Annotated in this window: 10 protein-coding genes; 8 read left to right on the top strand and 2 right to left on the bottom strand. The window is 72.1% G+C overall.

The features are described from left to right. Positions 1-50: 50 nt before the first annotated feature. The gene (topA, locus tag E0H26_RS23265; RefSeq protein WP_131307221.1) at positions 51-2,891 is read left to right on the top strand and encodes a type I DNA topoisomerase; all 2,841 of its coding nucleotides are present in this window, start codon (positions 51-53) and stop codon (positions 2,889-2,891) included. A 68-nt stretch (positions 2,892-2,959) separates the two neighbouring features. Here the strand turns inward: topA and E0H26_RS23260 are convergent, their stop codons facing one another. Further along, positions 2,960-4,276 (bottom strand): D-arabinono-1,4-lactone oxidase, encoded by a 1,317-nt coding sequence (locus tag E0H26_RS23260; protein WP_131307219.1) that lies wholly within the window; start codon positions 4,274-4,276, stop codon positions 2,960-2,962. A 222-nt stretch (positions 4,277-4,498) separates the two neighbouring features. On the opposite strand from E0H26_RS23260, the gene E0H26_RS23255 reads away from it, so the two are divergent. After that, positions 4,499-5,143 carry a TetR/AcrR family transcriptional regulator gene (locus tag E0H26_RS23255; RefSeq protein WP_131307377.1) on the top strand — a complete coding sequence of 215 codons (645 nt, stop codon included), beginning with the start codon at positions 4,499-4,501 and terminating at the stop codon, positions 5,141-5,143. A gap of 108 nt (positions 5,144-5,251) precedes the next feature. Here the strand turns inward: E0H26_RS23255 and E0H26_RS23250 are convergent, their stop codons facing one another. Further along, positions 5,252-6,460 (bottom strand): amino acid deaminase/aldolase, encoded by a 1,209-nt coding sequence (locus tag E0H26_RS23250; protein WP_131307217.1) that lies wholly within the window; start codon positions 6,458-6,460, stop codon positions 5,252-5,254. A gap of 313 nt (positions 6,461-6,773) precedes the next feature. Between E0H26_RS23250 and tmk the strand changes: the two genes are divergently transcribed. From tmk to E0H26_RS23220, 6 genes are all read left to right on the top strand, one after another. Then, positions 6,774-8,867: a dTMP kinase gene (gene tmk / locus E0H26_RS23245; protein WP_131307375.1), complete on the top strand. Its 2,094-nt coding sequence runs from the start codon at positions 6,774-6,776 to the stop codon at positions 8,865-8,867. Further along, the gene (locus E0H26_RS23240; protein ID WP_131307215.1) at positions 8,867-10,147 is read left to right on the top strand and encodes a DNA polymerase III subunit delta'; all 1,281 of its coding nucleotides are present in this window, start codon (positions 8,867-8,869) and stop codon (positions 10,145-10,147) included. The genes tmk and E0H26_RS23240 overlap by 1 nt, the downstream gene beginning before the upstream one ends. A gap of 152 nt (positions 10,148-10,299) precedes the next feature. Continuing rightward, positions 10,300-10,629, top strand: coding sequence for a YbaB/EbfC family nucleoid-associated protein (locus E0H26_RS23235; RefSeq protein WP_131307213.1), 330 nt, complete (start codon positions 10,300-10,302; stop codon positions 10,627-10,629). A gap of 1 nt (position 10,630) precedes the next feature. Further along, on the top strand, positions 10,631-10,936 hold the full coding sequence (locus tag E0H26_RS23230) for a hypothetical protein (RefSeq protein WP_131307211.1): 306 nt from the start codon (positions 10,631-10,633) through the stop codon (positions 10,934-10,936). Continuing rightward, positions 10,936-11,640, top strand: a complete 705-nt coding sequence (locus E0H26_RS23225; protein WP_131307209.1) for a hypothetical protein — start codon at positions 10,936-10,938, stop codon at positions 11,638-11,640. Before E0H26_RS23230 ends, E0H26_RS23225 begins: the two co-directional genes overlap by 1 nt. Positions 11,641-11,826: 186 nt before the next feature. Continuing rightward, positions 11,827-12,666, top strand: coding sequence for a PSP1 domain-containing protein (locus E0H26_RS23220; protein WP_131307373.1), 840 nt, complete (start codon positions 11,827-11,829; stop codon positions 12,664-12,666). The last annotated feature ends 315 nt before the right edge of the window (positions 12,667-12,981 follow it).

The raw sequence follows: 12,981 nt of genomic DNA, 5'->3' as shown, positions 1-12,981 counted from the left end.
CCCGAACCGGTCAGGGCGTGGCCACGAGTGGGAATGAGGTCGAAACCGAAGTGCCGAGCAACGCTGGAACCACCCGTCTGGTCATCGTCGAGTCTCCGGCGAAGGCCAAGACGATCTCGGGCTACCTCGGCCCGGGGTACGTCGTGGAGGCCAGCTTCGGGCACGTCCGCGACCTGCCGCGCAACGCCGCCGACGTGCCGGCCCGCTACAAGGGCGAGCCCTGGGCCCGGCTCGGCGTCGACGTCGACAACGGCTTCCACGCCCTCTACGTGGTCTCCGCCGACCGCAAGCAGCAGATCAGCAAGCTGACCAAGCTGGCCAAGGAGGTCGACGAGATCTTCCTCGCCACGGACGAGGACCGCGAGGGCGAGGCGATCGCCTGGCACCTGGTGGAGACGCTCAAGCCCAAGGTGCCGGTCCGGCGGATGGTCTTCCACGAGATCACCAAGCCGGCGATCCAGGCGGCGGTGGCCAACCCCCGGGAGATCGACCGGGACCTGGTCGACGCCCAGGAGGCCCGGCGCATCCTCGACCGGCTCTACGGCTACGAGGTCTCCCCGGTGCTGTGGAAGAAGGTCATGCCGAAGCTGTCGGCGGGCCGGGTGCAGTCCGTGGCGACCCGGATCGTGGTGGAGCGGGAACGGCAGCGGATGGCGTTCCGCACCGCGGAATACTGGGACATCCTGGCCACCCTGGCGGTGGCGAAGCCGGGCGAGGGGCCGCGTACGTTCAACGCCACCCTGGTCGCGCTGAACGGTGACCGGATCGCCACCGGTAAGGACTTCGAGCCGACCACCGGCCGGGTGCGGGCCGGGGCGGGCGTCATCCACCTCGACTCCAGCGGTGCCCGGGGGCTGGCCGCCCGCCTCGAAGGGCGGCCGTTCACCGTCACCCGGGTCGAGGAGAAGCCGTACCGGCGTCGCCCGTACGCGCCGTTCATCACCTCCACCCTCCAGCAGGAGGCGGCCCGCAAGCTGCGGTTCTCGTCGCAGCAGACGATGCGCACCGCGCAGCGCCTCTACGAGAACGGCTACATCACCTACATGCGTACCGACTCGGTGAACCTGTCGGAGACCGCCATCGCGGCGGCCCGCCGGCAGATCGTCGAGCTGTACGGCGAGCGCAGCGTGCCGCCGGAGCCGCGCCGCTACACCGGCAAGGTGAAGAACGCCCAGGAGGCGCACGAGGCGATCCGCCCGGCGGGGGACAACTTCCGCACCCCCGGCGACGTGGCCAAGGAGTTGTCGGCCGAGGAGTTCAAGCTCTACGAGCTGATCTGGCGGCGCACCATCGCCTCGCAGATGACCGACGCGGTGGGCTCCAGCGTTTCGGTGCGGATCCGGGCCACCACCGCAGGTGGCGAGGAAGCCGACTTCGGCGCCACCGGCAAGACCATCACCGACCCGGGCTTCCTGCGGGCGTACGTCGAGTCCAGCGACGACGAGAACGCCGAGGCCGAGGACGCCGAGCGTCGGCTGCCCAACCTGGTGAAGGACCAGCCGCTGACCGCCGACCAGTTGGCGGCCCAGGGCCACCACACCCAGCCGCCCGCCCGCTACACCGAGGCGTCGCTGGTCAAGGCCCTCGAAGAGCTGGGCATCGGTCGCCCGTCCACGTACGCGTCGATCATGCAGACCATCCAGGACCGTGGCTACGTGGTGAAGCGCGGGCAGGCGATGATCCCGTCGTTCCTGGCGTTCGCGGTGATCGGGCTGATGGAGCGGCACTACCCGCGCCTGATCGACTACGACTTCACCGCCAGCATGGAGAACGAGCTGGACGAGATCGCCGGTGGCGATCACGCGGCGGTGGACTTCCTCACCGCGTTCTACTTCGGCACCACCAACGGCGCCGGTGACCAGGACATCGCCCGTTCCGGCGGGCTGAAGAAGCTGGTCACCGAGAACCTCAGCGACATCGACGCGCGCAGCGTCAACTCGATCCCGCTCTTCACCGACGACGAGGGCCGTGAGGTGGTGGTGCGGGTCGGCCGGTTCGGGCCGTACCTGCAGCGGGCGCTGCCCGGCGAGCAGCCCGCGCCGAAGGCGGAGGGCGAGGAGGGCGGCACCCCGGGCGACCGGGCGCCGATCCCCGAGGGCCTGGCGCCGGACGAGCTGACCCCGGAGAAGGTGCACGAGCTGTTCCTCGGCGGCGGTGGCGAGCGCAAGCTCGGCGACGACCCGTCCACCGGGGAGCCGATCCTGCTCAAGTCCGGCCGCTTCGGCCCGTACGTGGCCAGCGGGGAACGCAAGTCGTCCCTGCTGCGCTCGCAGTCGCCGGATTCGCTCACCCTCGACGAGGCGCTCAAACTGCTCAGCCTGCCCCGCGTGATCGGGGTGGCTCCGGACGGTGCCGAGGTGGTCGCCAACAACGGCCGCTACGGCCCGTACGTCAAGCGTGGTGACGAGTTCCGCTCGCTGGACTCGGAAGACAAGATGTTCACCGTCACGCTGGACGAGGCGCTGGCGCTGCTGGCCGCCCCGAAGACCCGCCAGCGGCGCGCTGCCGCCCCGCCGCTGCGCGAGATGGGCGCCGACCCGCTGACCGAGAAGCCGCTGGTCATCAAGGACGGCCGGTTCGGCCCGTACGTCACCGACGGGGAGACCAACGCCTCCCTGCGGCGGGGCCAGACCCCGGAGGCACTGACCCTGGAGGAAGCCTCCGAGATGCTCGCCGAGAAGCGAGCGAAGGGCCCCGCCCCCAAGAAGGCCGCGAAGAAGACCACCGCGAAGAAGACCACCGCCAAAAAGACCGCCACCAAGGCCACCGCCACCAAGGCCACCGCCACCAAGGCCACCGCCACCAAGGCCACCGCAGCCAAGTCCACCAAGGCCACGACCGCGAAGAAGGCCACTCCCGCCAAGAAGGCCGCTCCCACTCGCGCTGACTGACCGCTCGCCCGGATCTTGGTGCGAATGTGCCCCTCCAGGGGCGGCTTCGCACCAAGATCCAGGGTGGGTTAGCCGAGGAGGGTGGTTAGGTGGGGGGTGGTTAGGGTTTGGTGGGGGTCGAGGTGGCTGCGGAGGTGGTGGAAGGCTTGCCAGCGGGGGTAGGCGGGAGCCAGCGAGGCGGCGTCGCGCCAGTGGAGTTTGCCCCAGTGAGGGCGCCCGCCCAACTCCGTCGCCACCTCCTCGAAGGCCCGGAAGTACGGCTCGTACGGCACGCCGATGTACTGGTGCAGGGCGACGTACGCCGATTCGCGCCCGTACGAGTGCGACAGCCAGATGTCGTCGGCGGCGGTGAAGCGCACCTCGACCGGGAAGAGCACCCGAAACGGCAGCCGGTCGATGATCTGACGGAGTGCGTCGAGCGCTTCGGGCAGGGCTTCGCGCGGTAGCGCGTACTCCATCTCCAGGAAGCGGACCCGGCGGGGGCTGCAGAAGACCGCGTCGGAGCGGCCGGTGTAGACGCGTTCGCTGAGCGCCCGGGCGGAAAAGGCGCTGATCGGTGGCACCAGGGCCGGCACCGCGCGGCCGAGCCGGCAGGCTCCGGCGAAGACGGTGTTGGCCAGGAAGTCGTCGTCGAGCCAGCCGCGCCAGCGGGGCAGTGGACGGTCGTCGGTGGGCACCCGGTCGTTGAGCTTGAGTTGGACCCGGCTGGTGTATGGGAACCAGAAGAATTCGACGTGGTCGTGCCCGCCGACCAGGCCATCCAGGTCGGCCAGGACGGTGTCCAGCGCCGCCGGGCGCTCGTCTGCCCGCAGCACGAAGGCGTCCACGCAGCGCAGGGTCACGTCGACCAGGATGCCGAGCGCGCCGAGTGAGATCCGGGCCGCGTCGAACACGTCGGGGTGCTCCTCGGCGGAGCAGTGCAGCACCTCGCCGGCCCCGGTGACCAGGGTCAACGCCGCGACGAAGGTGGCCAGGTTGCCGTACGCCGCGCCGGTGCCGTGGGTGCCGGTGGAGATCGCCCCGGCCACCGTCTGCGCGTCGATGTCGCCGAGGTTGGGCAGGGCCAGCTGGTGACCGGCGAGTAGGGCATTGAGCTGCCGCAGAGTCATCCCGGCCGGTACCGTGACGAGACGCTGATCGACGTCCACGCGGACGTCGATGGCGAGTCGGGACAGTTCCATCCGTCGACCGTGGCCGACCGCCACGGGAGTGAAGGAGTGGCCGCTGCCGACCGGGCGGATCCGCTCACCGGCCTCGGCGGCGGCGCGGACCTGCTCGACGACCTCGCTGATGCTGGAGGGGCGTAGCACGGTGGTCGCGGCGCTGTGCTGGTTGCCGGCCCAGTTGGACCAGGCGAAGGCGCCGGCGGGTGCGGTTCCGGGCATCGGCACTCCTCACAGTGAATATGAACCGAATTCATATCAGGAACGTTGTCCCTGGTAAACACCGCAATCGAGATCCGCTCGTTGTACCGGTAGTCACGGACTCGTGACGTGTAGATATGTTCATCCGTCGAGAGGGGGTGGCGAGTGTCCACTTCAGCCGCCACGACCGGGCCGCTGCGCCGTGTACCAGTGCAGGGTCGTAGTGTCGCGCGGGTCCAGCGGATGCTGGACGCCTGCGCCGAGCTCGTCGACGAGGTGGGGTACGAGGGGCTGACCACCACCCTGCTCGCCGAGCGGGCCGAGGTGGCGATCGGGTCGGTCTACCAGTTCTTTCCGGACAAACGGGCGATCGTGCAGGCGCTGACCCTGCGCACGATGGAGTCGTATCTCCAGCGGCTCGACGAGCGCTTCGCCTCGGACGACCTGACCCACTGGTGGGACGGGGTCGACGCGGGCATCGACGAGTACATCAGCATGCACCGCACCGTTCCCGGCTTCCGTACCCTGCACTTCGGCGACGTGGTCGACCTGCATCTGCTCGATGAGCAGCGGGACAACAACGGGGTGATCGCCGACCAGCTGGCGCGGGTGCTCACCGAACGCTTCGGGCTGGCCGACGTACCCGACCTGCGCTTCCACCTGGAGATCGCGGTGGAGGTGGCGGACGCCCTGATCAAGCTCGCGTTCCGCCGCAAGCCGGACGGCGACGACCGGGTACTGGCCGAGGCGAAGGCGCTCATCCGCGACTACCTGCACCGACAGGTGGACTTTCGCGGCGACGCCGGTCACCGGCCGGTCGTGCAGCCGGCGAAGCCGGCGGACGACCAGATCGTGGATGCCACGGAACCGGCGGCGCAGCCCGCCTGACCGTCGCCCGGCGCGGCCCTGCGGACACCCCGCTGCGCCCGCCGAACCTTCGCAGCGCACGGCCCACGGCTGGCGAGTGGAACCTCGCCCAGCCACGGTGGGCGGTGTTCACAGGAAGGCACGGCCCTCGCCCCGGTAGGTCGGCACGGTGGCCACCACCTCGTCCCCGTCCACCAGGTGCAGTTCGTTGACGCGCTCGCACAGCTCGCCGGACTTCGCGTGACGGAACCAGACCCGGTCGCCGATGCGCAGTGTGCCGGCCGTGCTGCCGGCCAGTGGGGTCTGCACCTCGCCGGCACCCTCGGCGCCGATCAGTTTGAGTCCGGCGGGCAGCCACGGTCGGGGCAGCCGGCTGTTGGCGGCCGAGCCGGAGGCGATCCAGCCGCCGCCGAGCACGGTGGCCAGCCCGGGTGCCGGTCGGCGGACCACCGCACAGGCGAAGAAGGCCGCCGGGGTGGGGCGCCAGCTGCGGTATCCGTCGAACAGCGTCGGCCCGTACAGACCCGATCCCGCGGTGACCTCGGTGACCGCGGGATCGGCGCTGGTCGCGGCCACGCTGCCGGTGCCACCACCGTTGACGAACTCCAGGTCGGCGTGGTCGCGTACGGCGGCCACCGCCGCGCCTCGGCGAGCCAGCAGGTCGCGGTACGACCCGCGCTGGGCCAGCCGGATCGCGGCGCCGAGCGCCGTCTGCCCGGGCGGTGCGTCGCCGATGCCGGCGATCTGTGCCTCGTACGACATCAGGCCGACCAGCCGGAAGCCCGGCCGGGCGGCGACGGTGGCGGCCAGCCGGCCGGCGGCCTGGGCGCTGTGCACCGGGGAGCGGCGTACGCCGACGTGCACCCGGCCGCCCAGCAACCGCCACGAGGCGTCCAGGTCGAGGCAGACCCGCAGCTCGGGCCGGTGGCCGGGGGACCGCACGGTGTCGCAGAAGTCCAGTTGGTCGGGGTCGTCGACCATCAGGGTGATGGCTGCGGCGAGGGCCGGATCGGCCACCAGTTCGGCCAGCGCGCCCCGGTCGACGGTGGGGTACGCCACCAGCGCGTCGGCCGTGACCTCGCGGCGGACCAGCCAGATCGCCTCGGGCAGCGTGAACGCCAGCACCCCGTGCCAGCCGGGGCGGGCCAGCGTACGGGCGATCAGCTCGCGGCTGCGCACGGACTTGCTGGCGACCCGCAGGGGCTTGCCGCCGGCCCGGCCGACGAGCGCGGCGGAGTTCGCGTCGAAGGCGGTGAGATCGACCACCGCGTACGGGGGATCGAGGTGCCCGGTCGCCCGGTCCAGCCGGTGGCGCAGATTCTCGCTGTCGGTGGCCACGTGTGCACGCTAACTGTGAAACGGTGAATGCGAAACACCCTCGCGTCCCGCCTGTTCGGGTTCGACCTGGCAACCGCGGCTTACGCTCGGCAGGCAAGCGAGGCGTGGCGGGGGTGGGTCCCCGCAGGTCTAGAGTGTTCCACCGGGGGTGCCCAGTGATGGGCCGGCACGTGGAGGTACGGCCATCGAAAGCCAGTTCAACGGCGAGTCGTCCGGCGTGTCGCCGTCCACGAACGAGTCGGCCGGTCCGGCCGGCCGCTCCGCCGGTCCGACCGGCCAGGCCGACCTGACCGGTTACCCCGCCATCCGCTCGGTGTTGCGCATCCGGCCCTTCCGCCGGCTCTGGATCGTGCTCGGCGTGGCCTCCTTCGGTGACTGGTTCGGCCTGCTCGCCACCAGCGTCTTCGCCGCCTCCCAGGTGGAGGGGAACACCGCCAAGGGCGCGGCCTTCGGCGGCGTGATCGCCATCCGGCTGCTGCCCGCGCTGCTGCTCGGCCCGGTCGCCGGGGTGCTCGCCGACCGGTTCGACCGGCGCTGGACGATGGTCATCTGCGACGTGCTGCGGTTCGTGCTGTTCGCGTCCATCCCGCTGTACGCGCTGAGCGGCGCCAGCGGCGCCCGGGTGGTCAGCTGGGCGGTGATCGCCACGTTCCTGATCGAGACCGTCACCCTGCTCTGGATCCCGGCCAAGGAAGCGGCGGTACCGAACCTCATCCCGCGCGCCCGCCTGGAGACGGCGAATCAGCTCACCCTCATCACCACGTACGGCCTCACCCCGGTCCTCGCCGCGGTGGTCGCCGCGTCGCTGGACGGGATCGTCCGGGCCGCCGTAGGCGACAATCCGGCCAACTGGGCCGAGCCCGCCCAACTCGCCCTCTGGTTCAACGCGTTCTCGCGGCTGGCCACCGCCCTGGTGGTGGCGCTCGGCATCAAGGAGATCAGCCAGGGACAGACCGGCGAGGAAGAGCGCACCGAGCAGAGCATGTTGCGCCAGTTCAACGAGGGCTGGCGGTTCATCGGGCAGACCCCGATGGTCCGTGGCCTGGTGCTGGGCATCTTCGGCGCCTTCGCCGGCGGCGGCATCGTGATCGGCACCGGCCGGTTCTTCGCCAACTCGCTGGGTGCCGGTGACGCCGCCTTCTCCCTGCTCTTCGGCGCGATCTTCGTTGGTCTGGCGGTCGGTATCGGGCTCGGCCCGATGATCGTGCGGGACATGTCCCGGCGCCGTTGGTTCGGCATGAGCATCGTGCTGGCCAGCGCCTCGGTGATGACCCTGGCCTTCGCCTTCCACCTGTCCATGGCCCTGGTCGGTGCGGTCCTGGTCGGCGTCGGCGCCGGGATGGCCTTCCTCTCCGGCATCACCCTGCTCGGCGGTGAGGTCGCCGACGAGGTACGCGGCCGGGTCTTCGCCGTCGTGCAGATCGGCACCCGGCTGGTGCTGATCCTGGCGATCGCGCTGGGCAGCCTGCTCGCCGGGGTCGGCGGCTCGCGGATGTTCCAGATCGCCGACCTCGGCATCTCGGTCTCCTCCACCCGGCTGCTGCTGCTCGCCGCCGGCCTGGCCGGGGTCTTCGCCGGGATCAGCGCGTTCGGCCAGATGGACGACAAGAAGGGCGTCCCGGTCCTGGCCGACCTGTGGGGATCGATCCGGGGTCGGCCGCTGATGCCGGCGGAGCCGTTCGTCTCGGCGGGACTCTTCGTGGTCTTCGAGGGCGGCGAAGGCGCCGGCAAGTCGACCCAGCTGGCCCAGCTCGCCGAGCGACTGCGGGCCGAGGGCCGGGACGTGGTGGTGACCCGCGAGCCGGGCGCGACCGACATCGGCGAACGGATCCGGGCACTGGTGCTGGAGACCACTACCGACGAGGCCCCCTCGCCGCGCGCCGAGGCCCTGCTCTACGCGGCCGACCGGGCGCACCACGTGGCCACCGTGGTCCGGCCCGCCCTGACCCAGGGCGCCGTGGTGATCAGCGACCGGTACGTCGACTCGTCCCTGGCGTACCAGGGTGCCGGTCGTACGCTGCCGGTGGACGAGCTTTCCTGGCTCTCGTCCTGGGCCACCGGTGGGCTCAAGCCCGACCTGGTGGTGCTGTTGGACGTCGACCCGCGTACCGGGCTGTCCCGGGTGGCCGAACGCAACCGGGCCGCCGACCGGCTGGAGGCCGAGTCGCTGGCCTTCCACGAGCGGGTCCGGTACGCCTTCCTCGACCTGGCCGCCGCCGACCCGAAGCGTTACCTGGTGCTCGACGCCGGCCACCCGGCCGAGCAGATCGCCGAGCGGGTCGCCCGTCGGGTGGCGGAACTGCTCGCCCCCGGCGGAGTCGACCACCCGGGACCGGCCAGCGGTCCGGACACCTCGGTGCAGCCCGAGTTATCCCCAACGGAGCTGGTGACGACGGAGCGAACTTGATGCCGGACGCCTTCGCCGACCTGGTCGGGCAGGACGAGGCGGTGGACACGCTGCGCCGGGCGGCGGCCGCCGCCGCCGCGGTGCTGCGCGCCAACCGGCCCGGCCCCCCCGATCAGCCGGAGCGTCCGGGTGACGGCGGCGGTGCGGCTGCGGTGACCGGCGACGGCGGCGGGGCGCCGGCCGGGCCCGATCCGGGTGCCGGGATGACCCACGCGTGGATCTTCACCGGGCCACCCGGCTCAGGGCGGTCGGTCGCGGCGCGGGCCTTCGCCGCCGCCCTGCAATGCGTGCACGGCACCGGGTGCGGAGAGTGCGCCGGTTGCCACACCACGCTGGCCGGCACCCACGCCGACGTACGACTGGTGGTGCCCGACGGGCTCTCCATCGGCGTCAACGAGATGCGGGCGCTGGTGCTGCGCGCGGCGAGCACGCCCTCCGGCGGTCGCTGGCAGGTCGTGATCATCGAGGACGCCGACCGGCTGACCGAGGCGGCCGGTAACGCGCTGCTCAAGGCGGTCGAGGAGCCACCACCCCGGACCGTCTTCATGCTCTGCACGCCCTCCACCCACCCGGACGACATCTCGGTGACGATCCGGTCGCGCTGCCGCGTCGTACCACTGGTGCAGCCGCCAGCCGAGGCGGTGGCCGAGGTGCTGGTCCGGCGGGACGGGATCGCGCCCGACGTGGCCCGGTGGGCGGCGGCGGCCACGCAGGGGCACGTCGGTCGGGCCCGGCGGCTGGCCAACGACCCGCAGGCCCGAGACCGGCGGGCGGCGGTGCTCGCGGTGCCGCGCCGGCTGACCAGCGTGGGTGCCGCGTTCGACGCGGCCTCCGCGCTGATCGAGGCGGCCGAGGCCGAAGCCGAGGCGGCGGTCGTGGAGATCGACGCCGCGGAGCGCGCCGCGCTGGAGACCGCCCTCGGGGCGGGTGGTACCGGCCGGGGTGCGGCCGGAGCCGCCCGGGGTTCCGCCGGTCAGCTCAAGGACCTGGAACGGCGGCAGAAGTCGCGGGCGACGCGGGCCCAGCGGGACGCGCTCGACCGGGCGCTCGTCGACCTGGCCGCCTTCTACCGGGACACGTTGACCATGGCGATCGGCGCACCGGTCGCACCGGTGCACACCGACACCACCGAGCTGGCTGATGCCGGTGCACGGAGCTGGCAGGCGGACGGGGCGCTACGGCGGTTGGAAGCCGTACTCGCCTGCCGTACCGCGATCGAGGCGAACGTCAAGCCCCGGATCGCCGTCGAAGCCATGATGCTCGCCCTCTGGAAGGGCTGATCGGCTCCGCCGAAAGTGAAACTTCGTACGTCTCGCCGGCCGGACCGTTGTCCACAGGCATCGACACGCACAATTCGCGTGCGGTACGGTCCGGGGTGCCGTGGTGACGGCGGCGGTACGCAGAGTGAGGGCAGTTGGGGAGGAGTCCGCTGATGCCGCGGGGCGAGATCGACGAGGCGTGGATCGAGGAGGCCGTCCGGCGCTACCGCCGGATCGAGTCGCTCCAGGCCGAGTTCGACCAGGCCGTGGCAACGGTCGAGGTCACCGTCCGGTCACCGGACGGCCTGGTGGAGGTGGTCGTGACCGCCAGCGGCCGGATCACCGACGTGCGGTTTCTCGGCCCGCTACACAACCGAGCGCCGCGTGACGTGGCCGGTTCGGTGCGGGCTGCGGTCGCCGCCGCCGCCGACGCCGCGCAGTGGGCCAGGGAGAAGCTGCACAACGAGACCTTCACCGCCTACCGGTCGCTGACGGGGGCCTGAGATGGACAGCCTGCGTGCCCTGGCCAGCCGGCTCGACGATGCCAGCGCGACCCTGACCGCGCTCTCCCGTTCGGTCACCGCCAGTGACCCCGCCCAGGTGGCCTTCGGTGCTGACGCCCCCGGACGGCCGGGTGAGATCGGGCGGGCACTGCACCGGCAGTGGGCGGCTGCGACCGGCGACCGGGCCCGGGAGGCGCACAGCGCCGCCGGCCACCTCGCGGCTGCGGCGGATGCGCTGCGCCAGGCCGCCAACCAGTACGCCGACACCGACGTCGGGGTGAGTCGCCGGCTGGTCGGGGAGGTCTGATGGATGCCCTGGATCGGCTCGCCGAGCCCGGGCTCGACCTGCTGCGCCGGGTTGACACCCTGCTCGCCTCCGGTGCTCCCGAGGGGCACCGGGTCTGGCCCCTGCTGCGGCGGATGCAGGTGCTGCCCGGCGAGGCGCTGCGTACCTTCCTCGACCTGCGTCCCGGGCCGCTGGCCGCTGCCGGGCAGGCGGTGCGCCGGCACGTCCACGGGTACGACCGGGCGTGCGCCGCGCTGACCGATCCGGTGCTCTGGTCCGGGGCGGCCGCCGCCGCGTACGGCCAGACCCGGACGGCGCTGCTGCGCCACCTCGACGAGGGCCCGGAGAGCCTGGTCGGGCGACTGGAGGCGACCGCCGGTTACGCCGACGCGTTCGCCGACTGGGTGGAGGGCAGCCGGCTGGCGGTGGCCCGAGCACTCGCCGACGTGATCGGCTCGGCCGAGGCGGTGGCAGTCGTCACCGCGACCTCGGTCACCCGACCGGCCAGCCATTCCGGGCCGTCGTCGCCCGGCGGGGCGGCCGCCGCCGAAATCGCCGCCCGGCTGCTGGCGGTGCTCTGCGTGGCCTACGACGGCGCGGAGAACCTGTTGCGGCAGTGGGGGCCGAGCCTGGCCGAGTCGCCCCTGCGCCTGCCCGCTGCCCACGCCCGCCCCGACGGCAACGACGGCCCGCCCGGCACCCGGACGACCCGTGTCGGATGGTAGGCGGGTGTTCCCGCGCCACCGCAGGTCCGGTGTCGCGCAACGCGGTCGACCCCGCCATCGTCCCGCCCGGGGCGGAGGATTCAGCGTCCGGCCTCAGCTGGTTGACGATGATGGATGGTCGCGCGGTGTGGTCGAACGCGACGCCGGACCGGCCGAATCCCGCCGAAGCGTCGTAGGGTGTTGAGCATGGGGATGCTCTGCGCGGTCAGTTTCCAGCGGTACGGGCGCCTCTACTACCTCGATCCGGGCGAGTTGCGCCCGCAGGTGGGCGACAAGGTGCTGGTGCCCACCGACGACGGACCCGAGGTGGCGGAGTGCGTGTGGGCGGCGCAGTGGGTCACCGAGGAGACGGCCGGCTTTCCCCGGCTCGCCGGGATGGCGCAGGAGGATGATCTGCGCCGGGACGAGAGCCTGCGCCGGCGTAAGGCCGAGGCGAAGGTCGCGGCGAAGCGGCTGATCCGCGAGCACGGCCTGCCGATGAAGGTGGTGGCGGTCGACCACGTGCTCGGCAACGGCGAGGGTGGCGGCGAGCGCAGCACCATCTACTTCACCGCCCCGCACCGGGTGGACTTCCGCTCCCTGGTCCGCGATCTCGGGGCGACCCTGCACTGCCGGGTGGAGTTGCGGCAACTCTCGGCGCGGGACTCGGCGCGGGTGCAGGGCGGCATCGGCTCCTGCGGGCGTGATCTGTGCTGCGCCACCTTCCTGAACGACTTCGAGCCGGTCACCATCCGGATGGCCAAGGACCAGGACCTCCCGCTCAACCCGCTGCGCATCTCGGGTGCCTGCGGCCGGCTGATGTGCTGCCTCAAGTACGAGCACCCGCTCTACCAACGTTTCCAGGAGTCCGCCCCGGAGGTCGGCGCCCGCGTCACCACCCCCAAGGGCGAGGGCCGCGTGGTCGGCCACAGCGTTCCCCGCGACGCCGTCACCGTCCGCCTGGACGCCGACGGCTCCCGCTGCTCCTGTTCCCGCGCCTCCGTCTGCGCCCCCCGCCAAGCCCACGACCAGCACTACACCCCCTAGGTTCCGTCTCGCGGATCTTGGTACGACACGGCCCCCATGAGGGCCGTTCCATACCAAGATCCGGCCGTCCTCGCCGCGCCTCGCCGCGCCTCCGCGATCTTGCACTTTTGGTCGCCACTTCGTCTATTCTCGCGGCTTTTGTCCCGACCGAAAGTGCAAGATCGCGTTGTCGGCGGGGGCGGGGGCGGGGGTGGGGTGGGGGTGGGGGGTTAGGGGAGGGTGTCTGTGGGTTCAGTGGTGGGGCGTGTCTGGTCGGTGTGGCGGGTCGCCCAGGCGGCATCCGGGCGGGGAGCGCGCTGGAGGCGCCCACGCCGT

Origin of the sequence: Micromonospora zingiberis (assembly GCF_004331455.1) — a bacterium.
In the GTDB taxonomy this organism is placed as follows: Bacteria; Actinomycetota; Actinomycetes; order Mycobacteriales; family Micromonosporaceae; genus Micromonospora; species Micromonospora zingiberis.
The sequence above is the reverse complement of the archived record's forward strand: the minus strand, read 5'-3'. Positions and strand labels throughout refer to the sequence as shown.